This window comes from Oricola sp., assembly GCF_965230365.1.
GTDB lineage: Bacteria > Pseudomonadota > Alphaproteobacteria > Rhizobiales > Rhizobiaceae > Oricola.
Genome location: NZ_OZ246003.1, coordinates 117239 through 143117 on the forward strand (window position 1 = coordinate 117239; position 25879 = coordinate 143117).

Below are 25879 nucleotides of genomic sequence, written 5' to 3' on the forward strand. Positions count from 1 at the left end.
TATCAGCGCGCCGGTGCCTGCGCCTGGAGCGAACATCAATCGCCAATGTCGAAGAACTCCTTCATGCGCGAGAAGAAACCCGTCGACTGCGGGCTGTTTTCCTTGGCGGAGATCTCGTCGAATTCCTGCAGCAACTCGCGCTGGCGGCGCGAAAGGCTCTGCGGCGTCTCGACATTGATCTGGATGTAGAGATCGCCCATCTGGCTTTGCCGAAGTACCGGCATACCCTTGCCCTTGAGGCGGAACTGGCGGCCGGACTGGGTTCCTTCGGGGACCTTGACGCGCGTGTAGGCGCCATCCATCGTCGCGACTTCGAACTGGCCGCCAAGCGCGGCCTTGGTCATCGAGATCGGCACCTTGCAGTAAAGATCGGCGCCATCGCGCTGGAAAAACTCGTGCGGCTTGACCGAGATGAAGATGTAGAGATCGCCGGCCGGTCCGCCGCGAAAGCCTGCCTCGCCCTCGCCGGCGATGCGGATACGTGTGCCGTCCTCGATGCCAGCCGGGATGTTGACGGAAAGCGAACGCTCCTGAATGACCCGCCCCTGGCCGCCACAGTTTTCGCAAGGATCCGCGATGATCTGGCCGCGGCCCTCACAGGTCGGACAGGTGCGCTCAATCGAAAAAAAGCCGGATGCGGCGCGTACCCGGCCCGAACCGTTGCAGGTGGTGCAAGTGACGGGCTGCGTGCCCGGTTTGGCTCCGGTGCCCTCGCAGACCTCACAGATCGCCGAAGTCGGCACGCGGATTTGCGCGGTCTTGCCCTGATAGGCATCCTCGAGCGTAATCTCCATGTTGTAGCGGAGATCGCCGCCCCGCTCGCGGCCACCGCCGCGCCGCGCCCGGGCGCCACCCATCATCTCGCCGAAGATATCCTCGAAGATGTCAGAGAAGCCGCCGGCACCGCCGCCGAATCCGGAGAAGCCGCCAGCGCCGCCGCCACCGTTTTCGAAGGCGGCATGGCCGAACCGGTCATAGGCGGCACGCTTCTGCGGATCCTTCAGCGTCTCGTATGCTTCGTTGACTTCCTTGAATTTCGCTTCCGCGTCCGAATCGCCAGGATTGCGGTCGGGGTGAAACTGCATGGCAAGCTTGCGGTACGCGCTTTTCAGCGCCTTCTCATCCGCCTCGCGCGATACCCCCAGGGTTTCGTAGAAATCGGCTTTTGCCATTCCGCTTCGATCCACGCCTTGCCGGCGACCTTGTTAGTGTTCGTCCCAGATGATCCGGAAAGCAACGCCGCGCGCACCATGCGTCACGGCCCTCGTTGCGCCGATATAATCAAGGAAAATGGGCGTTTCCAGATGGAACAACCAAAAGATTGGGGTCAGTTGCCCGTTCTGGCCACCGAGTGTACCGCAGAAGACACGTCCTGGCGCGAAAAGCGGGCGATCAGCCAGGCGCCAACCGGCTTCTCGTAGCAGTAATAGGACAACATCGCCACGACGATCGAAACGATGCCCGGAATGACGACATAAGCCTCGACGCTGAACGAGACCCAATCGGCCAGAATGCGCTTCCAGATGAGCGACATGAAGACGGTCTCGACAACCGGGTGCCAGAGATAGACGCCGAACGAAACCGCCATGACCGGCATCAGCGGTCGCGCCCAGCGCATGCCGGACGGGTTGTCGTGCTCGGCCGAACCGGCCAGGAACAACGCCAGCACCATGAGCGACACGATGATGTAGAAGTTTACATTCTGGAACATCATCCAGAGCAACGCCGCCATCATCAGCCAGCCCCAGACATGCGACCTGACCGCAAACGGCCGCGCTTTGACGAGGCGCGATGCAATCGCGCCGAGCGAGAACGAGGCAAAGGCGCGGTAGGCGCCCCAGGTCTTGGTCTCGCCCATCGTCTCGCCCATCGTCCAGCCCTGGGCGATCGCGTATTCCGTAAAGCAATAGGTGATGATCGCCAGAACGATCAGTCCTACGATACCGGCGCGCAGCGCGACGAAAACCATCAGCGGCGCCATCATGTAGCAGAACCATTCGGCAGACAGCGACCAGGACACGTAGTTGAATGTCAGCGCGTCGGTCAGTCCCCAAGCCTGCATCAGCAGGATGTTGGCCGGCAGGGTCGACCAGTCGTAGCGGTTGGCGCCTGCATCGGAATGAAGCAGGCCGAACTGCCAGACGAGACCAACAAGAATGAAGAAACCGGTGGTCGCCGCATGCAGCGGATAAAGCCGCGCCAGGCGTCTGAACATGAACGGCAGGAAGGCGGATGGCCGGCGGAGCTTGTCGGCATAGCGCTCATAGATCAGATAGCCGGAGATCATGAAGAACATGTCGAGCAGCGGCAGCATGTGCTCGAACCAATGCGCCCACGCATCGACTTCCGGCGAGTAGTGGAGGAAGTGATAGAACATGATCAGCAGTGCGGCGCCGAAGCGCCACATCGCGAATGCATGATACTGGGGTGCTGCCTTTGAAGGCTGCCCTACCCTTTCCACTTCGCCATCTCCCCATCGCCAGCGAGTATTACCCTACGGCAACTCAATAGCCTAACGGGACAACCTTACATAACGCTTTCGTTTCAGAGGATTAACGTGCGGAATTGAATAAAATCGGGACAGAAAAAAGCCCCGGCGCAAGCACCGGGGCCTCATCAAGTCAGATGCGCTTGTAATCAGGCTGACTTCTTCTGATCGTCGTCGTCGTCGATCTCTTCGAAATCGGCGTCGACGACATCCTCGTCGCGGGCCGCGTCGGCGGCAGCATCGGCCTCGGCGGCGGCGGCTTCATCGGCCTGCTGCGCCTCATACATGGCCTGACCGAGCTTCATCGAAGCTTCGGCGAGCGCCTGGGTCTTGGCGGCGATCGCCTCGCCATCCGGCGTCTCGGCGCCGACTTCTTCCTTCAGCGCGGCGACCGCATCCTCGATCGCCTTGCGGTCGTCGTCAGAGACCTTGTCGCCATATTCCTTGAGCGACTTTTCGGTCGAGTCGATCAGGCTCTCGGCGTGGTTCTTCGCCTCGACGGCCTCGCGCCGCGCCTTGTCGGCTTCCGCGTTGGTCTCGGCGTCCTTGACCATCTTCTCGATCTCGTCGTCGGACAGGCCGCCCGATGCCTGGATGCGGATCTCGTGCTCCTTGCCGGTGCCCTTGTCCTTGGCCTTGACGTTGACGATGCCGTTGGCGTCGATGTCGAAGGTGACCTCGATCTGCGGCACGCCACGCGGCGCCGGCGGGATGCCGACAAGGTCGAACTGGCCGAGCAGCTTGTTGTCGGCGGCCATTTCGCGCTCGCCCTGGGCGACGCGGATGGTCACCGCGTTCTGGTTGTCTTCGGCAGTCGAGAAGACCTGGCTCTTCTTGGTCGGGATGGTCGTGTTGCGGTCGATCAGGCGGGTGAACACGCCGCCGAGCGTCTCGATGCCGAGCGACAGCGGCGTGACGTCGAGCAGCAGCACGTCCTTGACGTCGCCCTGCAGGACACCGGCCTGGATGGCGGCGCCAAGTGCGACGACCTCATCCGGGTTGACGCCTTTGTGCGGCTCCTTGCCGAAGAACTGCTTCACCGTCTCCTGGACCTTCGGCATGCGGGTCATGCCGCCAACAAGAACGACTTCGCCGATTTCGCCAGCCTTCATGCCGGCATCCTTCAGCGCCGCCTTCATCGGTTCGATGGTGCGGTTGACGAGATCCTCGACCAGGCTCTCGAACTTGGCACGCGTCAGCTTCATTGTCAGGTGCTTGGGACCGGATGCATCGGCGGTGATGAAGGGCAGGTTGATTTCGGTCTGCGCGGACGACGACAGCTCGATCTTCGCTTTTTCGGCAGCCTCCTTGAGGCGCTGCAGGGCGAGCTTGTCGTTTTTCAGGTCGATGCCCTGATCCTTCTTGAACTCGGCTGCCAGGTACTCGACCAGGCGCATGTCGAAGTCCTCGCCGCCGAGGAAGGTGTCGCCGTTGGTCGACTTCACCTCGAACACGCCGTCGCCGATCTCGAGGATCGAGACGTCGAAGGTGCCGCCGCCAAGGTCGTAGACCGCGATGGTGCGGCCGTCGGTCTTGTCGAGACCGTAAGCGAGCGCCGCGGCCGTCGGCTCGTTGATGATGCGCAGGACTTCCAGGCCGGCGATCTTGCCGGCGTCCTTGGTGGCCTGGCGCTGGGCGTCATTGAAGTAGGCCGGGACGGTGATGACCGCCTGCTCGACCGTTTCGCCGAGATAGGCTTCGGCGGTTTCCTTCATCTTCTGCAGGACCATGGCGGATATCTGCGACGGCGAATACTTCTCGCCGGAGACTTCCACCCATGCGTCGCCATTGGCGCCCTCGACGATATGGTAGGGCACCATCTTCTTGTCCTTGGCGACCGTCGGATCGGAGTGGCGGCGGCCGATCAGGCGCTTCACCGCAAACAGCGTGCCTTCCGGATTGGTGACAGCCTGCCGCTTGGCCGGCTGACCGACGAGCCGTTCGCCATCGTCGGAGAAGGCCACCATCGAAGGCGTTGTGCGCGCGCCTTCGGAATTCTCGATCACCTTGGCGTCCTTACCGTCCATGACGGCGACACACGAGTTGGTCGTTCCAAGGTCGATACCGATAACTTTTGCCATGACTTACCTCTTCTAAGCAGACCGCCCGGACCCGTGCCGGCATTCCTTTAAGCGGTCCCTGTTTCCGGATAATCGTGAACCGCGGTCGTCACCGCCGCAGTGCTGCGGCGTATATAAGAAGACGATTTTGCGGCTGCAAGACTGCATTCACGCCGGCAGATCGGCGAATCGGTGGAAAACCCCCGCCTGCGCCCCTCGGCAACCCGCATCGTAAGTATTCGGGATACCGACTCAACCGAATCGCGTGATAGCGGTGTAATTTGCGAATAGTGCCAAAGGGTCGAAAAGTGCACGCAAAATCACCGAGGCGCCGCCGCTTTCGGCGCAATGCATTCGGCTGTCAGGATACAAGCTGATGTCGGCCAAACCACTGCCGGTCGACAAGGCTTTGCGCCAGGCGAAGAGCCGGGCCAAGCATGGCGACTTCGAAACAGCGCGGCAGATCTATCTGGATCTGCTGGAGCGTTTTCCAGACAACACCCGCGCCCGCGACGGTCTGCGCACGCTCGGTTCGCGGCCATCCGCCGCCAACCACAATGGCGGGCTTTCGCCCGAGCAGACCAACGCGCTCCTGTCATTGCACAATCAAGGGCGGATTGCCGAAGCGCTGAACACCGCATTGGCGCTCGCTGTGACACACCCAAAGGACGCGTTCCTGCAGAACTTCGTCGGTGTCTGCCACGCCGCGGCCGGGCAGATGCAACAGGCTGTTGAGCGCTACGAACGGGCATTGGCGATCGCTCCGGGAGAGGCGGACATCCACATCAATCTCGGCGATGCGCTGAACGCGATGCACCGGCCGGCCGAAGCCGTGGCGCACTTCCGTCGAGCGATAGACATTCAGCCACGCACGGCGCGCGCGCACAACAATCTGGGCAGCGCGCTGATTGCGCTCGGCGACATCAAGGCGGCGGCAGACAGTTACGCGAAAGCCGCCGAAATCGACCCGAAGCTCGCCGACGCCCATGCCAATCTTGGACTGGCCCTGATCAAGCTCGGCAGGATCGACGAAGGCGAGCAAGCCTGCCGCAGGGCGTTGCGGATCGACGCGGATTTCGCGCTTGCCCATGTCAATCTCGCTCATGCCCACGATGCCCGAGGAGAGACCGAGGAAGCGATTGCCTGTCTCAGGAAGGCGATCGCGCTGAAACCCGAGGAGCCGGGGACATACAGCAATCTGTGCGAGATCTACGACCGCATGAACCGCGTGGAAGAGATGCGCGCCACGGTGCAAGACGCGATTGCGCATTGTACGGCGGACGATCCGCGACTGCTCTACCGGCAAGCGCAGATCGCTTCGCGCGACAAGGACCACGCGGCGGCCCGCGCTTTCCTTGAGAGAATGCCGGAAACCGGCATGACCGCCGCGATCACCAAGGGCCGCCTCAACCTTCTGGGCAAGACTTGCGACAAGCTTGGCGACAACGCCGCCGCGTTCGCATGGTTCGGACGCCTGAACGGCTACGTCAGGAACAGCGCCGAAGCGGCGCAGTGGACGCCGGCGGCTTATCTCGGCGAAGTCGAGGCGCTGGCCGCATCATTTGCCGGGATGACGCAAAAACCGTGGAGCGACGCGCGCCGTGCCGGCCCTGCCGACCCGGTGTTTCTCGTCGGGTTCCCGCGTTCCGGCACGACGTTGCTCGACACGATCCTGCGCAGCCACCCCCGCGTCGCCGTGATCGAAGAACAGCCAATGGTGCAGGAGATGCGCACCCTGCTCGGCGGTGCCGCCGACCGCGAATGCCTGCAGGCGCTCGACGACGAGCAAATCGCCGGCCTTCGCGACGCATATTTTGCAGCACTCGAACCTCATGCCGGAGACCTGTCAGACGACTGCCTTGTCATCGACAAGCTGCCGCTCAACATCGTGCATGCCGGCCTGATCGAACGGGTTTTCCCGCGTGCGCGCTTCATTCTTGCGTTGCGCCATCCCTGCGACTGCGTGCTGTCGTGTTACATGCAGAATTTCCAGCTTAACAACGCGATGGCACATTTCCTCGACCTGGATTCGAGCGCCATCCTCTATGACCGCGCCATGCGGCTGTGGAATGCCTACCGGACCGCGCTCGATCTCAACGTCCACGAACATCGCTATGAAGAACTGGTCGCCGATTTCGATGGCGCCATAGGCAGGTTGCTCGCGTTTCTCGGCCTGGAATGGGACGAGCGCATGCGCGACTACCGCGAAACCGCCGTGGCGCGCGGACGGATCAACACGCCGAGCTACAATCAGGTGACCGAGAACCTCTACCGCAGCGCGGCCGGACGGTGGGAGAACTATCGGACAGAGATGGCCGCTGTGCTGCCGATGCTTGAGCCGTGGGCCGGGCGATTGGGATATGGCAAGGGCCTTTCCGACACGGCGGGAACTTGAGCACGCGCGGTGAAGTCGCAAGCTTTCCTTCGTCCGGTTACTCGCATAACAAGGTCTTTTCGCGCCCTGAACTGGAACGAAGGCACAGCCGCAGCCTGAAGAGACCGTAACTTGTCCGCCGCGAACAAACTGCGCAAAGCAAAGAACCTGGCGAGAGCCGGCGAGTTTCTGGCCGCGAAACGCGTGTACCTGGAAGTTCTCGATGAATTCCCTTCCAACAGGCGCGCCAAGGACGGACTCGCGGAAATAGAGAACCCAGATCCGGGCAATGCCGAAGACGGGCCCGACAGGGCCGAAGTCGAACAGATTCTGCAACTGTTCCGCAACGGGCGCTTCAACGATGTGTTAAACGCCGCAAAGCCGTTGGCCGGGCGCCACCCCGCTGTCGGGGTTCTGCACAGCCTCATCGGCGGCGCTTATTCCCGGCTTGACTTGCGCGACGAGGCGCTGGACTCGCTTGGACGGGCACTGGCGCTCAATCCGAATGATGTGAACGCACACAACGCGATTGCCGTTGTTCTGACGAGCACAAACCGCAACGCCGAGGCGCTAGTCCATCTGAAAGCCGCCACCCGGCTGCAACCGTCGCACGCCGATGCGTTCGCAAACATGGCCATTGCGCTGGAGAATGCAGGTCAGCGACAGGCCGCGCTTGAGGCCGTGGATCGGGCACTGGAGATCTATCCGGACTTTGCGAACGCACTGCGCTTCAAGAGCACGCTGCAAACCTATGTTTCGGACGATGGCCAGATCGAAGGACTGCTGTCCGCCCTGGAACGCGTGAAGCAGGACTCCCCCGACGCGGTGCATCTGCATTTCGCGCTTGGAAAGGCGTTCGACGACATCGGCGATCCTGGCCGCGCCTTCCACCATTTCCATGAGGGCAACCGTATTCGCCGGGCCACTTTCGGCGATGTCGTTGCAAGAAACAGGGCGGATTTCGAAGCCATCAAGCAGGTGTTCGAAGACACCGATTTCGACAATCCGACGACCACCGGAGATGATGATCCTCGCATGATCTTCATCGTCGGAATGCCGCGGTCGGGTACGACGCTGGTCGAGCAAATCCTCGCCAGCCACTCGTCGGTTTTCGGGGCCGGCGAACTGGATTTCATGCGCCGTGAAGCCCGGCGCTATCTCGCCAACGACAAGGAAGGGCCGGAAAGGAAGCTGACCATCCTGCGGGACAACTATCTGCGTGCGATATCGAATCTCGATCCGCAGCGGCCCGTCGTCGTCGACAAGATGCCGACGAATTTCGCATGGACAGGCTTCATGCTCTCCGCGTTCCCGAACGCCGCGGTGGTGCGCATGAAACGCGATCCGATCGCCGTGTGCTGGTCGATCTATCGTCGCTACTTTCCCGCCGGTGGCCTCGATTTCGCGTGGGATCTTGACGACCTGGTCTCATATCACCGCCTTTACGAAGACCTGATGGCGTTCTGGCACGCGCGATTTCCCAACCGTGTGTTCGAGGTGGACTACGAAATCCTGACCGAGAACCAGGAACGCGAAACCCGCCTCCTGCTGGATGCATGCGGTCTCGAATTCGAGGAAGCCTGCTTGAACTTCCACGAAACGAAACGCGCCGTGAACACGGCGAGCACCGAGCAGATACGGCGCAAGATGTATACGGGAAGTTCGCAAGGATGGCGGCGCTACGAGACGCATCTTGGCGTGCTGACAAAGGCCTTTAGACCGCCTGCATAAGCCGTGGACTACTGGTTGCGAAGGATGTCGCCGACGGTCAGGCCTTCACCGACACCGACTTTCGGGCGCGGCGCGCCGGTGGACGAGGTAACGGTCCGGTCCGGACGGGGTGCTGCACGGCGGGGTTCAGGGCGAGGAGCAGGCGCGCTTGAGACAGTCGCCTGCGGGCGTACCGTCGGATTGCGGTCGGGGCGGGCAACGGGGAGCGCGATACGCATGCCCTGTCCCGGCAGCCGCACCTTGCGCAAGCCGCGATGCGCCTCGACCATGAACGCCTTCCAGGCGGCGGCCGGCAGCGAACCACCGGTCACCTTGTCGGTCGGCGAGCCGTCATCGTTGCCGAACCAGACGCCGGTCGTCAGGTTGGCGGTATAGCCGACAAACCAGGCATCGCGCGATTTCTGGCTGGTGCCGGTCTTGCCGGCGGCCGGATAGTTGAACGCGGCGTTGCGCGCCGTGCCCTGCTCGACCGTCCTGGCCATCATGGTATTCATCATGGCGACGGCGGAAGCCCCGACCACGCGATCCGGGCGGACATCGCCGCGTCGATAGAGGAGCTTTCCGTCCAGTGTGGTAACGCGTGCGATGATCCAGGGATCGGCCCGGTAGCCGCCATTGGCGAACGGCACATAAGCCGATGTCAGCTCGAGCAACGTCACTTCCGATGTTCCGAGCGCCAGCGACGCATTGGGCGTCAGCTTCGAGCGGATGCCCAGCCGCCGCGCCGTCTTGACGACATTTCCGGGGCCGGTCTCCATGATCAGCTGAGCGGCGACCGAATTCAGCGACTTCGACAGGGCCGTTTCAAGCGTGACCTCGCCGTAATACTTGCCGGCGTAGTTTTCAGGTGTCCATTTGCCGATGCGCACCGGGGCGTCGTTGCGTACCGATTGCGGCGTGCGGCCCTGCTCCAGCGCCGTCAGATAGACGAAGGGCTTGAAGGCGGAACCCGGTTGGCGTTTCGCCTCGCTGGCGCGGTCGAACTGGCTGTTGGCATAATCGTAGCCGCCGACCATGGCGCGCACGGCGCCGGTGTTGTCGATGGAAACGAGTGCGCCCTGCGAGACCTTCTTGCGTTTGCCTTCGGCGGCGATCAGGCCGCGAATGGAGTTTTCGGCGAAGTGCTGGAGCATGAGATCGACGGTTGTATCGACGATGACGTCCTCGCGGATGTCGCCAATCAGGAGCGGCAGCTCCTCCATGACCGCGTCGGCGACATAGTGCTCGGAGCCGGTCCAGAAGGCGGCGGCGCGGGTAGCGGGTGTGGAGATCGCGGCGGTCATCTGCTGGTCGGAGACCATGCCCTGCGCCCGCATCGCGGCAAGCACGATCTGGGCACGCTCCTCGGCGAGCTTTGGGTTGCGCGCCGGCGAAAGCCGCGACGGCGCCTTCAGAAGGCCGGCCAGCAGGGCTGCCTCGGGCAGCGTGACGTCGCGCGCGCTCTTGTTGAAATAGCGGCGGGACGCGGCCTCGACCCCGTAAGACCCGGAGCCGAAGTAAACCCGGTTCAGATACATCTCCAGGATCTGTTCCTTGCTGTATTTTCGCTCCAGCCAGAGCGCCAGCATCACCTCCTGGACTTTGCGGCCGATGGTGCGGTCGGCGGTCAGAAACAGGTTCTTGGCCAATTGCTGCGTGATGGTCGAGCCACCCTGGACCAGCCGGCCGGCCGCGACATTGGCCGACATGGCACGCGCCAGGCCGATCGGGTCAACGCCGAAATGAGAATGAAAACGGCGATCCTCGATGGCGACAACGGCCTGTGGGATGCGCGGCGACATTTCGTGAATGCCGAGCGCCTCGCCGCCGGTGGCGCCGCGATTGGCGACCAGCGATCCGTTGGCCGAGACGATCTTGACGTTGGGTGGCCGGTCGGGAATCGACCAGGTCGTCGCCGACGGCAGTTGCGCGCCGTACCACAACACGATGCCCGCGACACCGATGCCGCCCCAGATCCCCAGGATGAAAGACCAGTAGACAAGGCCGCCGAAAACACCGAGCAATCCGCGCCGCGCGCTGCGGCTGCGCGCGGTCTTCGCCTTGGGCCGGCGCGCTGCGGACGATTTGCGTTTGGCGGTGGTCTTGCGCTTGCCGGACGGCTTGCGGCGGCGCGGGCTCCGGCCGCCGCCATCCCCATCGTCGCCATGACGCGCGGTGCCGTGTTCCGCTTCCTCGAAGCGTGGCTCGACGCGCCTTTTGGTTTTCCTGCGGGTGGGCATGGAAGTTCGGGTCCGTTACGCAACACATTGACGGCAGCGTCATGGTATCGGCTGCGATTTAAGGCGGCGTAAACAAACGATGAAACCGCCTGCGGCAATTCAAGGCTTTGTTGACGGACCTCCGCGCGCCCTAGCGAATGCGCCGGACCATGATGATGGCGTCTTCGCCGTCGAAATAGTTGCCTTCGCGGACACCGGTCTCGACGAAGTCATGGCGGTGGTAGAATTCGATTGCCCTGGTGTTCGATCGGCGAACGAACAGGCGAACCTGCCGCCGCCTTGTGATTTCGACAATCCGGTCGATCATCTTGCCACCGATCCCAAGGCCGCGCGCGACGGGGTGGACAGCGATATAGTCGAGTGCGGTCCAGGGGCGAAACGGGCGATTGTTGAGCAAGAAATAGCCAACCACAGATCCGCCGGCCTCAGCCACATGGATGTCGATCCGGCGATTCTTCATCGCGGCTTCAAGCCTTGCGCGGTCCGGGCAATGCGGGTCGTCGCCGAAACCGTCACGTTGCAGTTCGAGGATCACATCCGCATCGCCGATTTCGGCTGGCCGCAGCATTAATGTACTTGTCGGTCTGTCCAGCATCCGTATCGTCTCCCTGAATGCGGAGACGATTTTACGCACGGGAAAGTTAACAGTCCCGTATCGCCGAGAGTATCCGCACCCAGGACCTTTGCCCCTTGTGAAAACTCTTCATCGAGTACTTCTCATTGGGCGAGTGAATACGATCATCGGGAAGCCCAAAGCCGACAAGCAGCGAGTCCATTCCAAGCATCGACTGGAAATCGCCGACGATGGGTATCGAACCGCCCATGCCGATCATCACCGCAGGGTTCGGCCATTCGTCTGACAAGGCGGCCTTCGCCTTCTGCAAAACAGCGGAATCGTAGGGAAGCTGGATCGCCGGCCCGGCGCCATGCTCCTTGAAGGTGACCGAACAGTCGGCAGGGATGCGCTGCTCGACGAAGGCGCGAAACGCCTTGCGGATGGCGGCGGGGTCCTGCTGGCCGACGAGGCGGAACGAGATCTTCGCCGAGGCTTCGGCCGCGATGACCGTCTTGAAGCCCTCGCCCGTGTAGCCGCCGACAATGCCGTTGATCTCGGCGGTCGGTCGCGCCCAGGTCAGTTCCAGCACGGAACGCCCCTTCTCGCCGGAGGGCACTGAAAGGCCGACATCGCTCAGCAACGAGTCCGCGCGGGAAAGCGTGCGCCACTGCGCGAGAATCTCGTCCGGCGTCTCCTCGACGCCATCGTAAAAGCCGGGGATTGTCACCGCGCCGTTTTCGTCGTGAATGGCGGCGAGCACCTTCGACAGGATCTGGATCGGGTTGGCCGCCGCGCCGCCATAGAAACCGGAATGAAGATCGCGGTCGGCGGCGCGAACGATGACCTCATCACCGAGCAAGCCGCGCAAGCCCGTTGAGATCGCTGGCGTGTCGCCGTCCCACATGCAGGTATCGCAAACAAGCGCGAAGTCGGCCTTGAGTTCATCCGCATTGGCCTCGAGGAACGGTTTGAGCGAGGGCGATCCGGACTCCTCTTCGCCTTCCAGCAGGATCGTGACACGGCAAGGCAGTTCACCGTGCACAGCCTTCCAGGCGCGGCAAGCCTCGACAAAGGTCATCAGCTGGCCCTTGTCGTCGGCCGTGCCACGACCGGTGATTTCACGCCCACCGGGCGCATCGCGGACTGCGGGTGAGAACGGATCATCGTCCCACAGTTCCAGCGGGTCGACCGGCTGGACATCGTAATGGCCGTAAAACAGGACATGCGGCGCTGCGGCGGAAGGACCGTCATGATGGGCAACCACCATGGGATGGCCCGGCGTATCGCGGACCTCGGCCGTAAAGCCGACGCCCCGCAGATCGGCGGCAAGCCATTCGGCGGCCTTGCGGCATTCGCCGGCATAGGCGGAATCGGTCGAGATCGAGGGAATGCGGACAAATTCGAAGAGGCGTTCGACGCTGTCGTTCAAACCATCGTCAACGCGCGACAGGACGGTTTGGATATCGCTGGCAGCCTGGACCATTTCTTCGCCTCCTAGATTCTGACTGGCGATCCATGCGCAATGCGGCGCGCGAAGTAAAGCGCCAGGCGGACAAGCGAACGCCCCCGGCGGCTGGACCACGCGGGGGCGTCCTGAAAAGGTCCAAAAGAGTGGCAGCCCGGAGAGGGGGGGGGTTAGGCTGCCACTTGTCCGGATCGGCGGGGGACGGGCCTTAGCCGGACATCGGCGAAATTGCCGATGGGTCAAGCACGTCACAGGAAAGTGGCATAAACAGGGCGAAACGGGGCGCAAACACGACTTCGTTAACCAAACGTGATCGGCGCGCCACCGCGATTGACGATCAGCAGCATTTGCATGGCGCTGCGGAACCTTCGTCGTTACAAGCGGCAAAAACAATTGACCGCGACCGCCGTCGAATTCCGGCGGCAGTGCCATTATTCGCTGATATGTGCGATACCGCAAAAGGCGGCGTCAGGCCGTCCGAATCAATAGCAGGGGGTTCAACCGAACATGTGCGGCATAGCAGGGTTCATCAGCCGTGATTTCGGCACGACGGGACAGGACACCCGCTGGCTGATGGAATTGTCACGCGAAATCACCGCGTTGCCGGTCGGAAGCGAGGCAGCGGAAGCCCTTGGCGGTGCCGTCAAGTCGCTTCAGGAACGGTTCGGCGAACTGATGTCGTTCTCGGTTGCCGAGACAATCATCGGCGACGATGGTTTCCGCGCCGAGGTGATCGCGCTGGCCGATGCGCTGGCTGCGCAAACCGAAGCCCTGACCGAACTGTCGCGCCAGGGCCGCACCGAACTTGACCCGCTGATCGAGAGCCTGCGCGACTATGAATGGCAGTTGCGCGAAGAACTTGTCGCGCAGGCCGGCATGGCGGCGTCGCTGATCGCCGCCTCGGCATCGGGCGGAAATGCCGTCAAGGTGGCGCTCGGCACCGAGTTCGTGCTGCGGTCGATCGACCGGCTGGAGGTGCGTGGACGCGATTCGGCGGGTATCGCGATCCAGTTGCGTCTGCCGGCGACCGCGCTGGACGAAATTGCCGCTGATGTCGCCGTTGAATTGAGCGAGCGGTGCACGCGGTTCCACGCTGAACACGGCGCGGTCTACGTGCATGACAATGGCGGGGAGCAACGCACCGTGACCTTTGTGCACAAGACCGCCAATCTGGTCGGTCGCCTGGGCGACAACGGCACGGCGCTGCGCGAGGCGATCCGCGCCGACCGGCTGCTGTGGTCGCTGGCCGGTGCCGCGCGCGGGGTTGCGGTCCTGTCGCATACACGCTGGGCATCGCACGGGATCATTTCGGTGGCCAACTGCCATCCGCACAATCCGTCGCTGGCGCTCGATGAGACCGGCGCGACCAGCATCTCGCTCGGCGCGATGTATGCGCTCAACGGCGATGTCGACAACCACGTCGAACTGCTCGAAGAACTCGTCACCAACCGGCAGGCGGCAGTCGATCCGGCGATCACCACCGATGCCAAGATCATCCCCATCGCGCATCGCGCGACGGGCGCGGATGGCGGCGATGCGCTGGAGCGGTTCCGTTCCGCGGTGCGCCGGCTCGACGGCTCGATCGCTGTCGGCTGTATCGATCCGAGCCGCCCGGGCGAAGCCTATCTGGCGCAGAAAGGATCTGGCCAGGGGCTGCATGGCGCCCGGCTCGCCGATGGCTGGATTTTCGCCTCCGAGGTCTATGGGCTGTGCAATGTCGCTCGGACTTCTTTCAACCTCGCCCGCTCGGTGGCGGGCGGTTCGGTGATCCGGCTGACCGGCGAGGCGGACACGCCGGAGATGCGCGGCGTCGGCGAAGGAACGCCCGCCGTGGTCAACCCGGAGCCGATCCAGATCTTCGCGCGCGACATCTATCGCGGCGCCTTCGAATTCTACCTCGAAAAGGAAATCAACGACGGTCCGGAAAGCGTGGCCAAGACGCTGCGCGGGCGCTATCGCCGCGAGTCGGGGCTGATCGCCTTTGACAAGCTGCCGACCGACATCTGGGCGCCGATGCGGCGCGCCGTCAGCAAAGGCATTTCGCGGATCTTCGTGATTGGCCAGGGCACCGCCGGCGTGGCGGCCGTGGGCATCGCGCATCTGATCGAGCGGGCGCTCGGCCACGATCCGCGCATCGATATTCCGGTCATCGCCTTGCGGTCGTCGGAGATGTCGGCGGAGATCGACAGCTTCGATTTCGACCACGCGCTGGTGATCGCCGTGTCACAGTCGGGCACGACGACCGACACCAACCGGGCGGTCGATCTCGCCCGCGAGCGGGGTGCTTTCGTGCACGCCGTCGTCAACCGGCGCAATTCCGACCTGGTGCGCAAGGCGGATTCGGTGCTGTTTACCTCCGACGGACGCGACGTGGAAATGTCGGTCGCCTCGACCAAGGCGTTCTATTCGCAACTGACCGCCGGCAAGTTGACGGCGCTGTTCCTCGCCGACGCGCTCAACGCGATGACAGAAGTCGAGATTGCCTATGAGACGAGCGAGCTGGAACGTCTTCCCTCGCTGATCGGTTCGGTCCTGGCGCAGGAAGACCACATCGCCGAATGCGCGCGCACGCTGGCGCCGCATGCCCGCTATTGGGCGGTGACCGGGTCGGGGGTCAACCACATCGCGGCGCTGGAAATCCGCATCAAGCTGTCGGAGCTTTGCTACAAGTCGATCCCCGTCGACTACACCGAAGACAAGAAACACATCGACCTGTCGACCGAGCCGCTGACCCTGGTCGTCGCCAACGACCTGCCGGGCGACCTGACCGGCGACGTGGTCAAGGAAGTTGCGATCTTCAAGGCGCATAACGGACGGCCGATCGTGTTTGCAACCGAGGGCGCGGACGCCGAGGCGTTCAGCGAATATGCCGAGCGGGTGATCGCCCTGCCCAGGGTCGGCGGCGATCTCGCCTTCGTGCTGGCGACGGTTGCCGGCCACATGTTCGGTTTCCATGCAGCCCGCGCCATCGACCGTGGAGCGCAGGAACTGAAGGAAGTGCTCGCGGGACTGGGCAAGCTTGCCATGGATGACGGCGAAGCCAACGCGCTGGCCGTTCTCGCCCGGCTCGACGCCTTTATCGACGAAGGTGCGGCGGGTGCGTTCGATTCCGGTCTTGGTGCGGGCAACCTCGCGATGCTGGCACAACTGGCGCGCAATCTGGGCCGCGCCAAGGATGCGAGCGCCGCGCGTGACATCGCCGAAGCCGCGCTCGAACCCGTGCGCAAGGCCTATGAGGAGACCTCAAGGCCAGTCGACACGATCCGCCACCAGGCAAAGACCGTGACGGTCGGCACCAGCCGGCCCGAAGACGCCCTGTCTGCGCCGGTGCGCGATGCGCTTGCCGAGGTCGGCGTTGCCGACAGCCGGATGAGCTTTGACAACCGCAAGGTGCTGGCCGCCGTCTCGCGTCTCATCGATGCGGTCGAATGGGCGGCCTTCCTCGAAGTCTCGCACGGGCCGCAGGGCGCCACCGTGCAGGCCGCCGGCGATGCGCCGGACGCGCTGTCCGCCTACCGCACCGCGTCCCGCCCGCTCGGCGCGATCGGCGCGGCGCTCGACGAAAACCGGACGCATTGCGGCTATCTCGGCAAGACAGCGGTGATCGCGGTTCCCGTCAACAACGCCGCTTTTTCCGACGAGGACGGCTTGTTGTGTTTCGCGGTCAGGATGCAGGCGCACGCTTCGCGCGAGCAGAAGACAGCGGCGATGACAGCGCTCGGCAGCTATCTGCCGGCGCTGCGCGAATGGGAGCAGGAATTCGGCAACGACGCGGCAGCGGCTCTGGCGCGCCAGATCGCTCGCGAGAAGCCGGAGAATGTGGTGTTCCGTCCGAAAGTGCTCGATCCGACGCTGTTCCAGGACGAACGCCAGAGCGCGTAGAACGTTTACCAGTGGAGGGATTTTCGGGCTTGAAGCATCGATTGCGAGCAGTCCCGGCCAATTGGTGGGCGCGTGTCGGAGCCCTCGCCCACCGCGCATGAACGTCCGGCATGCTTACCGCATGCATTGCGGCTCTGATGAATGGATTAACTGGGTGATCGCGCGCAACCGCGCCACGCTGTCGCGTGCCGTCAGAACGCTGTGTTTCGAGGCCAGCGGCGGTTTTGTTGCATAAGTTTTTCGCTCTTTTTGGCGCATCTTGAACGAATTCAATTACATGGGCCACGCGCGGCCCGAAACTTGTCGAACGCTTCCAAACCTCGCCTATCATCACTCCCGCCTTCTCACGGAAGTCTGTCGTGCACACCGGCTGATGGAGAGAGGGACGGTGCCTGATTGGTGGCGCAGAGGTGTGTCACTGGGTGATGAACCCCCACGGCAGGGCGGCATGAAGCGGCGCGCGCAGTCTTGTTTTCCCGACTTTCGTTCCGGGCCGCCGGACAATACGATCCGGGCCGCCGACCGAAGCTGCAAGACCACCGAGCGGGCGGTCCGAGGATCGCTATACTTTTAAGACGTTGCGATGCTTTGACCGCCCGTCTTCCAACTACCAGATAATCCGGCCTCGAAGGGAAGGCGCGGCGGCGATGGCGCGCGCCCGAAATCGGACGTTCAAAGTTCTGCATACTCCGCAAGCGCGCAGAGCACGTGATAAAGCGTCGATGACGGCATGTCGTCGGCCGCGACACGGCCATCGGCGTCGATGGCGTCGTACCAGCCGCCGGCAACCGGTCCATCGAGATAATGCGCAAACAGGACATCGAAACTGCGTTTGCGCAGGGCCGCGGCCGAGGCCAGCCCCTGCCTTTCATAGACAAGCGCCGCCTTGAGCGCCTCGGTCTGCGGCCACAGGCGCGCACGCCGGTCGAGCGCCGTGCCGTCCGGCTGCACGCCATCGGCGGCTGCGCCGGTCGCCGCGTGATGACCGAAGGCAAGCGCGGTTGCAAACAACTGACGCGCCTTGGCGGCGACACCGGGCCTGTCGCGGTGCGCGAGGAAACGCTCCAGCAGCCAGACCCATTCATAATGGTGGCCGGGCTCGATGCGGGTGTCGGCGGCGCTGTCGCGGCGCGGCGACCAGCCCGGCTCGAAGAACTCCGACAGCGTGCCCGTCGCCGGATCGAAGAAATGCTGCTCGAACAGTACGACCACCGCTTCGGCACGGTCGAGGAACGCAGCCTCGCCCGTTGCCTCATACCAAGCCAGCATCGCCTCCAGGCAGTGCATGTGCGGATTGGCCCGGCGCGGCAAATCGCCGGCAGCGGTTTCGAGAAAACCGCCATGCTCACGGTCGGCGAGAACGCTGTCCATGTAGTTAAGAGTCCGGTTCGCCCACGAACGCGCCTCCGGCCAGCCGGTCGCGCGAAACAGCCATGCCAGCCCCAGCAGCACGAAACACTGGTCGTAGGCGTCGCGCGACGCGTCCTGAACGGTGCCGTCCGGGTTGAACAGATGGATCCAGCCGCCATCGGCGTGCCAACCGGTTTGCGTCAGCGTGTCGAACAGATGCCGCAGGATGCGTTCGGCGTCGCCGTCCCAACCCATCGTCTTGGCATGGGAGAAACAATAGATCTGGCGCGCCAGAACGCGCAGGCGCTTCTTGCCGTGGGGAGCAGGCGAACCGTCGAACAACAGCGCCTCATGCACGCCGCCATGCCGCCAGTCGATGCCGTGTTCCGCCCAGAAAGGAAGCGCGGTTTCCAACAGCCAAGACCGCACTGTTTTGCGGTTCGCACGATCCTCGCGCGCCTTGTAGGCCTGCGTGGCGTTCTTGACGAGATGCGTTGTGTCGCGGTGCGTGACCAGAACCTTGCCGTCCTCGGCGACGACAACGAGATCGCTGACGCCGGCGATGGCGACTGTGGCGTCGCTGGCCCGTACGAGTGTACCGGACGCTTCAATCGCGATTACATCGCCGGACAGTGCGTTGCCGTCTGCGTCTTTCATGGCGCCGTCGTAGAGTTGCGCCCAGGAGCCGAGATCGTCCCAGTCGAACGTCGCGGGGACCACGCCGATGTTTCCCGCCTTCTCCATGATCGCGTAGTCGATCGACAGTTTCGGCGAAGAAGCGAACGCGACGGGATCGAGAGACAGCCGGCGGCCCTTGCGGACGCCCTGCGCGACCGCGGCGCTGGCGGTTTTCCAGATGTCGGGCTGCAAGCGCTTGTAATCATAGGCCAGCCGGCCGGCACGAAACAGGAAGATCCCGGCGTTCCAGAGGAAGTCACCGCTCTCCAGATAGCGCTGCGCCGTCTTGAGATCGGGCTTTTCGCGGAAGCGCACTGTCCGGAAGCCTTCGCCCAGTGGCTCTCCCTTTTCGATATAGCCATATTGCGTTTCCGCGCGGCTTGGCTTGATGCCGATGGTCATGATCGCGTCGCTCTCGCGCGCCACCCGGGCCGCCTTGGCGACGACATGCTGGAACGCCTCCACATCGTCGATGCGAGCATCGGACGGCAACACGATAACCAGTTCGTCGGGGTCTTTTTCGGCAATGGCAGAGACTGCGGCGGCGATCGCCGCCGCGGTATCGCGAATACAGGGTTCGAGCACGATCAGTTCCGGCTCGACCGACGCCCCGGCCAACTCGTGTTCCAGCGCGTCGCCAAGCGATGCCGAACCCACCACAAGGGCGGGACGGAAGGAGAGTTCCGGGACAAGGGATGCCACCCGCTCGACCGTGTTGACCAGCAGGCTGCGTTCATCGACGAGGGCATGGAACTGTTTTGGCCGGTCATCGCGCGACATCGGCCAGAGGCGCGATCCGGCGCCGCCGCACAACACAACGGGCGTTACCGCGATACCAGTGGAAGCCGTCATTGATTCAGTCCCCAAAACTCATGTCGGCTTGTGGCCTTCGAAGAACGAAGTTTCAAGCAGGCGCCCCGGCCCAGATCGAAAAATCTGTCGATGAAGCAACAAGGCCCGCCCTCGTGAAAGGACGGGCCGGCCAAAGCTGCTCCGGATCGGCGTTGACGGTCGCGTACTACATCACATTGCCGACATGCGTGCCGATCGCATCGAACTTCGAACCGAGGTTCGTGCCAAGCGTTGTGGCGCCGACCACGATCCCCACCGCGATCAACGCACCAATCAAGCCATATTCGATCGCGGTCGCGCCGGATTCACTTTCCAGGAACTTCAGAATCATAGGACACACGCCTCTATACTCTTTTCAGTTGCGAATCCGCCGCCGCAACGGGTGCAGGCCGGCTTGATCAATACAGTAACAACCACGCATTGCCCGGGAATTAACAAACAAGGTTTTCGTGGCGTAAACCCAAACCGCGCAAAACGCGGTTGCGAAGACCCGGCGGATGTTAAAGCCAAGCAACTTGAGACACGGCTGTTATGGTTAAATCTTCGTTCATCATTGGCGGAGATACTGCCGGCGACCATTCTTCCAGGAGCGCTGTCATGACCAGGGGCTACCGTAACGTTATCGCGATCGCAGCCGCGTCCGGCGCCTTGCTTTCGGCCGCTGCCGGCCATGCCGCCGACGCAACGGCGGAAAACACAGGCACCACCAATCATGGTCCCGGCATTTTCGCCGATGCCAATGCGGTCATTGTTCCCGGAATCCGCGTCGTGCTCAATCACGCCAAGATCGTGAAGCTGTCTCATCCGGCCGCAACGGTCATCATCGGCAATCCGGAGATCGCCGACGCAACCGTAAGGGACGCCAGCACGCTCATCCTGACAGGCCGCGGGTTCGGACAGACCAATCTGGTCATCCTCGACGAAGGCGGCAACCCGATTCTTGACGAGCGGATCGCCGTGTCGCGCGAGAACGGTTCGGCGCTGCGTATCTACCGCCAGGCGGAAATCGAAACCCTGTCTTGCGAACCGTTTTGCGAAAAAGCCTACCTCACGGAAGCCGAAGTGCAGTCGATCCGCGCTATCCGGGACGCCAATCGTCGCCGCGAAGACTAAACCCTCAAAATGCAAGGCTTCGACGGCGTGATGTTTTACCAAAAGTAAACAGAACGCCTCGGCAGTGTGCGGCAACACAAACGATTCCTCAATCATTTTCATCTATCGAAAGACAGATGGAGCTAGGGGAAATGATGAAGAGCGTCGCCAAAGCTGCATTCAGGAGAATATCCGGCAGGCTGACCCGGTTTCGGCGCGACCGACGCGGGGCAACCGCGATCGAGTTTGCGTTTCTCGCCATCCCGTTCGCGATGCTGTCCTTCGCCATCCTGGAGACCACAATCTCGTTCACAGCGCAGCAGGTGCTTAACAACGCGGCTGACAAGATCGGCCGGATGTACCGCACCGGCCAGCTCACTGCGGCCAGCACCGACGAAGCCGGCTTCCGCAACATTGTCTGCGGCGAAATATCGATCATAGTCGGTAGCGGCTGCCCGCAACTCGTGATCGATTTCCAGAACTACGATGAATTCGAGGATGTGCCGCGCGAGATACCGCACGAGTCGGACGGCGATATCGACGTCTCTGAACTGAAATACGATCCGGGTGGCGCAGCCACGATCAACAACATCCGGCTCTTCTACCGCTGGCCGGTCATCACCGACCTAATGAAGCCGTACATGTCCAATCTGCCGAACAACAAAACACTGCTGTTCGCATCGGTCACCTGGCAAAACGAGGACTTTTAGGGGCATCCCTTCGCGGAGAATTCCAATGTCGAAACTGTTGCAGAGAATTACCGGGCATGTCCACAATGCCGCGCGCTTCCTGAACGACAACAGGGGCGTTGCCGCGGTCGAGTTCGCACTCGTCGTTCCGCTGATGATCGTCATGTATCTCGGCACCGTCGAAATGTCGGGCGGGATCGCAGTGAACAAGAAGGTTTCGCGCGTCGCGGGAACCGTTGCCGACCTCGTGACGCAGCAGACTTCGGTCACCGAGGACGATCTCGAAGCGATCATGGAGATCGGCGAGGCCGTGCTGTATCCGTATGACCTGCGCAAGCCCGACATCCTGGTCACTGGCATCAATGTGCATTCAAGCTACCCAAAGGGTGGAAAAGTCGCATGGTCGCGTCGCAGCGACGAGGGCGCAATGGAAGACGGCTGGAGCACAGGCGCCGATGTTTTCGTTCCGGTGAGCCTGCGCTTCGACGACACGTTCCTGGTCCAGGTTTCCGCTGATCTCGACTACCAGCCGATCATGGCATATCTGATCGGCAACAGCGTTGGCGTCATCAAGGACGGCGTCGGCGTGATCGAGATGCAGGAATCCTACTACCTACGGCCGCGTATCGGCGGCACCATTATCTGCACCGACTGCTGACCGTCGCCAAGCAGCGCAAATCGGCCTTCGCTGCCGCCGGCGCCATCACGACAAAGAAAAGCACGAAACGACTCGGCGCGCTTGCCTCGGTCGGCTTGCGGTGCCATTTTCCTGCTACGGTCAGGCATCGGACAGACGCGCCGACCGACGATACAGGCAGGCCACTTCCATGAAACGCGCATTTCTCTTCGTTCTCGATTCCGTCGGCGTCGGCGGGGCCAATGACGCAGCACGATTCGAAGACGCGGGATCGAACACGGTCGGCCATATTCTCGAGCGCGCGGCGCGCGGCGAAGCTGACAGGGACGGACTGAGAGAAGGCCCTCTCGTGTTGCCAAACCTGGCCGCGCTCGGCCTATTTCACGCGCTCTCCGCCGCTTCCGGCCACCCAATGGCCGACGCAGAGAAGCCGGCGACCCTGTCTGGATTCTGGGGTGCCTCGGACGAGGTTTCAAACGGCAAGGACACACCGTCCGGCCACTGGGAAATCGCGGGTGTGCCGGTGCAGTTCGATTGGGGCTACTTCCCGCATAAAGTGCCCTGTTTCTCCGATACCCTGCTGTCGGCCATCTATGCGGAGGCAGGCCTCGCCGGCTCGCTCGGCAACAAGCATGCCTCGGGCACGGCGATCATCGCGGAACAAGGAGAAGAGCACGTGCGCAGCGGGTTGCCGATCTTCTACACCTCGGCGGACTCGGTATTCCAGATCGCCGCACATGAGGAGAGCTTTGGACTGAAGCGGCTATACGAGGTCTGCGAGATCGCACGCCGGCATGTCGACGCGCTCAACATCGGACGCGTCATCGCCCGCCCCTTCATTGGCGAGACCGCTGAGACCTTCACACGCACCGGCAACCGCCGCGACTATTCCGTACTGCCGCCGGAACCGACGTTGCTCGATCGTCTCGAGGCAGCCGGCGGACGAGTGCTTGCCGTCGGCAAGATCAGCGACATTTTCGCACATCAGGGCATCACCACGCTCCGCAAGGCGACCGGCAACATGGCGCTGGCCAACGCCACGCTGGAGGCGATGGACGAAGCTGGAGACCGGGACCTTGTGTTTACGAACTTCGTCGATTTCGACATGTTGTTCGGCCACCGCCGCGACGTTGCGGGATATGCCGCCGCTCTGGAGGCCTTCGACCAGCGGTTGCCGGAGATGACGGAACGGTTGCGCGACGGCGACCTTATGATCATCACCGCCGATCACGGCTGCGACCCGACATGGCCCGGCACGGAACACACACGCGAGCGCATACCGGTTCTGTGCGCGGGACCGGGATTTGCCACGGGGTCGGTCGGCGTTCGTCAAACCTTCGCGGATATCGGCGAGAGCATCGCCGACCACTTGGGACTTGCGCCGGGTCAATACGGCACATCCTTCCTCGACAACATCGCCGCCGATGCCTGAACTGCCGGAGGTCGAGACCGTCCGGCGAGGTCTCCAGCCTGCCATGGAGGGCGCGTTGGTGACCGCAGTTGAGACGCGCCGGCCGGAATTGCGTTTTCCGCTGCCCGGAAACCTGGCCGAGGCCTTGACCGGGCATCATATCGCCGCGCTGGGTCGGCGAGCGAAATACCTGGCAATCGAACTCGACGATGCAACGGTACTGGTTTGCCATCTCGGCATGTCGGGCTCGTTTCGCATCGAGGAGACGGCGACAGAAGCACCGGGCGGTTTCTATCACGAACGTTCGAAGGACGTCGCCCACGACCATGTGATCCTACACCTAAGAGGCGCCGACGGCCGCGCCCGCAGGATCATATACAACGACCCGCGCCGCTTCGGGTTCATGTTTCTGACCACGCGCGCCGACATGCAGAGCCATCCGCATCTCAAGGATTTGGGGATCGAGCCGACCGGCAATGCGCTCGATGCGGAAGCGCTGGCGCAAGTCCTGCACAACCGCAAGGCGCCGCTGAAGGCCGCGCTGCTCGACCAGCGGGCCATCGCGGGCCTGGGCAACATCTATGTGTGCGAGGCGCTGTGGCGCGCCGGGCTGTCGCCCAAACGGGCAGCCAGAACACTGGTGCGCGCCGATGGGGCGCCGACACCGCGCTGCGCATTGCTGGCCGAGGCCGTGCGCACGGTAATCGCCGATGCGATCGCGGCCGGCGGTTCCTCGCTGCGAGACTACCGGCAGGCGGACGGCTCTCTCGGCTATTTCCAGCACACTTTTGCCGTCTACGACCGCGAAGGTCAGCCATGCGTCCGCCCTGGCTGCAGCGGCACCGTACGACGAACGGTGCAATCCGGACGCTCGACATTCCACTGTACCACATGCCAGAAATGATCATCGAACACACCCCGCCGGAGAAGTCAGATGGCCCTTGAGACGATCATCACGGAACGCCGCGGCGCGGTTGCACTGATCACGCTGAACCGTCCCGACGCGATGAACGCCCTCAACCGCAAACTCGGCGAGGAACTGGTTAATGCCGTTAGGCAATATGAGGCGGATCCGAAGGTCTGCGCGACAGTGATAACCGGATCTGCGAAAGCTTTCGCCGCCGGTATCGACATCAAGGAAGTCCAGGGGCTGGAATTCGCCGACGTGCTGACCTCGGACCTTGTCGCCGACTGGGACACGATCGCCCGCGCCCGCAAACCGATCATCGCCGCTGTCTCCGGCTATGCACTGGGCGGCGGATGCGAACTGGCGATGATGTGCGACTTCATCATTGCGGGCGAAAGCGCCAAGTTCGGGCAGCCGGAAGTCACGCTTGGCGTGCTGCCCGGAATGGGCGGTACACAACGCCTCGCACGGGCCATCGGCAAGGCCAAAACGATGGAGATGTGCCTGACCGGCCGCCTGATGAACGCCCAGGAGGCGGAGAGCTCGGGACTTGTCGCCCGCGTCGTGCCGGACCACGATGTGATCGAGACGGCGATCGCCACTGCGGAGAAGATCGCAGCGTTCTCGCAACCGAGCGTGATCATGATCAAGGATGCGGTCAACCGGGCTTTCGAAACATCGCTTGCGGAGGGGCTCAAACACGAGCGCAGCCTGTTCTATTCATCCTTCGCTCTTGACGATCAAAAGGAAGGCATGGCGGCGTTTGCCGACAAGCGTTCCCCCAGCTTCAAGAACCGCTGAAAAAAGCTCGAATAGCCACCGGTGCAGCGCGTTGACGGCGCGCGGTTTTGCGCGTATAGACCGCGCACTTGGCGACCCAGCGGTCGCCATTATGATTTGCAGACCTGCCGCCAGCTATCAGCGCCGCGGGCTTCACAAACGAGAAAGAGGAAACCATGGCCAACACACCTTCGGCCAAGAAGGCGACGCGCCGGATTGCTCGCCGTACTGCCGTAAACACCGCGCGCCGCTCGCGCATCCGCAGCTTCATGCGCAAGGTCGAAGAAGCGATCGCGTCCGGCGACGTCAATACCGCAGCCGAAGCACTCAAGTCAGCGCAGCCCGAAATCATGCGCGCCGCAACCAAGGGCGTAATTCATAAGAACACCGCTTCGCGGAAGATTTCGCGACTGGCGTCCCGCGTCAAGGCTCTGGCTGACTAATTTCCTTTACCCAGCTAATCGAAATGCAGACCCGGTTCCGCCGGGTCTTTTTTGTGCATGACGCTGCGCGGTCAGCAACTGTGGACGGTTTGGATTCTGTCTTGAGCAGCAATGCCTTAGAGCGACGTTTTCAGATGCGGCGGCGTGTACGCAGCGTCACAGAATCCACGACGTAACGTCATATTTGTTTTTTTTCTCTGTTTTTTCATATAGTTATATGGATGCCCTCGCTGTGGGAGCTTCGCTGCCGCAGAGAAAGCAGATC

18 protein-coding genes are annotated in these 25879 nt (G+C 62.7%); 10 read left to right on the forward strand and 8 right to left on the reverse strand.

Annotated elements, in window-relative coordinates; all coding sequences use genetic code 11:
• Window positions 1-35: 35 nt before the first annotated feature.
• From dnaJ to dnaK, 3 genes are all read right to left on the reverse strand, one after another.
• Entirely contained in the window at window positions 36-1172 is a 1137-nt protein-coding gene (dnaJ, locus tag ACO06R_RS00595; RefSeq protein WP_421854653.1) for a molecular chaperone DnaJ, read from the reverse strand.
• Window positions 1173-1327: 155 nt separating this feature from the next.
• Window positions 1328-2461, reverse strand: a complete 1134-nt coding sequence (locus tag ACO06R_RS00600; RefSeq protein WP_421854655.1) for an acyltransferase family protein — start codon at window positions 2459-2461, stop codon at window positions 1328-1330.
• Window positions 2462-2637: 176 nt separating this feature from the next.
• Complete coding sequence (gene dnaK, locus ACO06R_RS00605; protein WP_421854658.1) at window positions 2638-4569, reverse strand: molecular chaperone DnaK; 1932 nt, start codon at window positions 4567-4569, stop codon at window positions 2638-2640.
• A gap of 355 nt (window positions 4570-4924) precedes the next feature.
• Here dnaK and ACO06R_RS00610 point away from each other — a divergent pair, with 355 nt between their 5' ends.
• On the forward strand, window positions 4925-6943 hold the full coding sequence (locus tag ACO06R_RS00610; RefSeq protein ID WP_421854661.1) for a sulfotransferase: 2019 nt from the start codon (window positions 4925-4927) through the stop codon (window positions 6941-6943).
• Between the two features lie 111 nt (window positions 6944-7054).
• Window positions 7055-8653, forward strand: coding sequence for a sulfotransferase (locus ACO06R_RS00615; protein ID WP_421854664.1), 1599 nt, complete (start codon window positions 7055-7057; stop codon window positions 8651-8653).
• Window positions 8654-8661: 8 nt separating this feature from the next.
• Here the strand turns inward: ACO06R_RS00615 and ACO06R_RS00620 are convergent, their stop codons facing one another.
• The 3 genes from ACO06R_RS00620 to ACO06R_RS00630 all read right to left on the reverse strand — a co-directional run bounded on the left by ACO06R_RS00620 (window position 8662) and on the right by ACO06R_RS00630 (window position 12911).
• Window positions 8662-10872 carry a transglycosylase domain-containing protein gene (locus ACO06R_RS00620; protein WP_421854667.1) on the reverse strand — a complete coding sequence of 737 codons (2211 nt, stop codon included), beginning with the start codon at window positions 10870-10872 and terminating at the stop codon, window positions 8662-8664.
• Window positions 10873-11002: 130 nt separating this feature from the next.
• Window positions 11003-11467 (reverse strand): GNAT family N-acetyltransferase, encoded by a 465-nt coding sequence (locus ACO06R_RS00625; RefSeq protein ID WP_421854670.1) that lies wholly within the window; start codon window positions 11465-11467, stop codon window positions 11003-11005.
• Between the two features lie 46 nt (window positions 11468-11513).
• Complete coding sequence (locus tag ACO06R_RS00630) at window positions 11514-12911, reverse strand: dipeptidase (protein ID WP_421854674.1); 1398 nt, start codon at window positions 12909-12911, stop codon at window positions 11514-11516.
• A 489-nt stretch (window positions 12912-13400) separates the two neighbouring features.
• Here ACO06R_RS00630 and ACO06R_RS00635 point away from each other — a divergent pair, with 489 nt between their 5' ends.
• Window positions 13401-16775 (forward strand): SIS domain-containing protein, encoded by a 3375-nt coding sequence (locus ACO06R_RS00635; protein ID WP_421854677.1) that lies wholly within the window; start codon window positions 13401-13403, stop codon window positions 16773-16775.
• Window positions 16776-17447: 672 nt separating this feature from the next.
• Here the strand turns inward: ACO06R_RS00635 and ACO06R_RS00640 are convergent.
• Both ACO06R_RS00640 and ACO06R_RS00645 read right to left on the reverse strand, forming a co-directional pair.
• A complete protein-coding gene (locus ACO06R_RS00640) occupies window positions 17448-19655 on the reverse strand; it encodes an AGE family epimerase/isomerase (protein WP_421854680.1) in 2208 nt (735 codons plus the stop codon).
• A 166-nt stretch (window positions 19656-19821) separates the two neighbouring features.
• Window positions 19822-19986, reverse strand: a complete 165-nt coding sequence (locus ACO06R_RS00645) for a Flp family type IVb pilin (RefSeq protein ID WP_421854684.1) — start codon at window positions 19984-19986, stop codon at window positions 19822-19824.
• Window positions 19987-20252: 266 nt separating this feature from the next.
• On the opposite strand from ACO06R_RS00645, the gene ACO06R_RS00650 reads away from it, so the two are divergent.
• From ACO06R_RS00650 to rpsT, 7 genes are all read left to right on the forward strand, one after another.
• Window positions 20253-20768: a pilus assembly protein N-terminal domain-containing protein gene (locus tag ACO06R_RS00650; RefSeq protein WP_421854687.1), complete on the forward strand. Its 516-nt coding sequence runs from the start codon at window positions 20253-20255 to the stop codon at window positions 20766-20768.
• 131 nt (window positions 20769-20899) lie between these two features.
• Window positions 20900-21457 (forward strand): TadE/TadG family type IV pilus assembly protein, encoded by a 558-nt coding sequence (locus tag ACO06R_RS00655; RefSeq protein ID WP_421854690.1) that lies wholly within the window; start codon window positions 20900-20902, stop codon window positions 21455-21457.
• Window positions 21458-21482: 25 nt separating this feature from the next.
• Complete coding sequence (locus tag ACO06R_RS00660; RefSeq protein WP_421854693.1) at window positions 21483-22094, forward strand: TadE/TadG family type IV pilus assembly protein; 612 nt, start codon at window positions 21483-21485, stop codon at window positions 22092-22094.
• 169 nt (window positions 22095-22263) lie between these two features.
• Window positions 22264-23505, forward strand: coding sequence for a phosphopentomutase (locus tag ACO06R_RS00665; protein WP_421854696.1), 1242 nt, complete (start codon window positions 22264-22266; stop codon window positions 23503-23505).
• Window positions 23498-24388 carry a bifunctional DNA-formamidopyrimidine glycosylase/DNA-(apurinic or apyrimidinic site) lyase gene (gene mutM, locus ACO06R_RS00670; protein ID WP_421854699.1) on the forward strand — a complete coding sequence of 297 codons (891 nt, stop codon included), beginning with the start codon at window positions 23498-23500 and terminating at the stop codon, window positions 24386-24388. The genes ACO06R_RS00665 and mutM overlap by 8 nt, the downstream gene beginning before the upstream one ends.
• 30 nt (window positions 24389-24418) lie before the next feature.
• On the forward strand, window positions 24419-25192 hold the full coding sequence (locus ACO06R_RS00675; RefSeq protein ID WP_421854701.1) for an enoyl-CoA hydratase: 774 nt from the start codon (window positions 24419-24421) through the stop codon (window positions 25190-25192).
• Between the two features lie 155 nt (window positions 25193-25347).
• On the forward strand, window positions 25348-25614 hold the full coding sequence (gene rpsT / locus ACO06R_RS00680) for a 30S ribosomal protein S20 (protein WP_421854704.1): 267 nt from the start codon (window positions 25348-25350) through the stop codon (window positions 25612-25614).
• The last annotated feature ends 265 nt before the right edge of the window (window positions 25615-25879 follow it).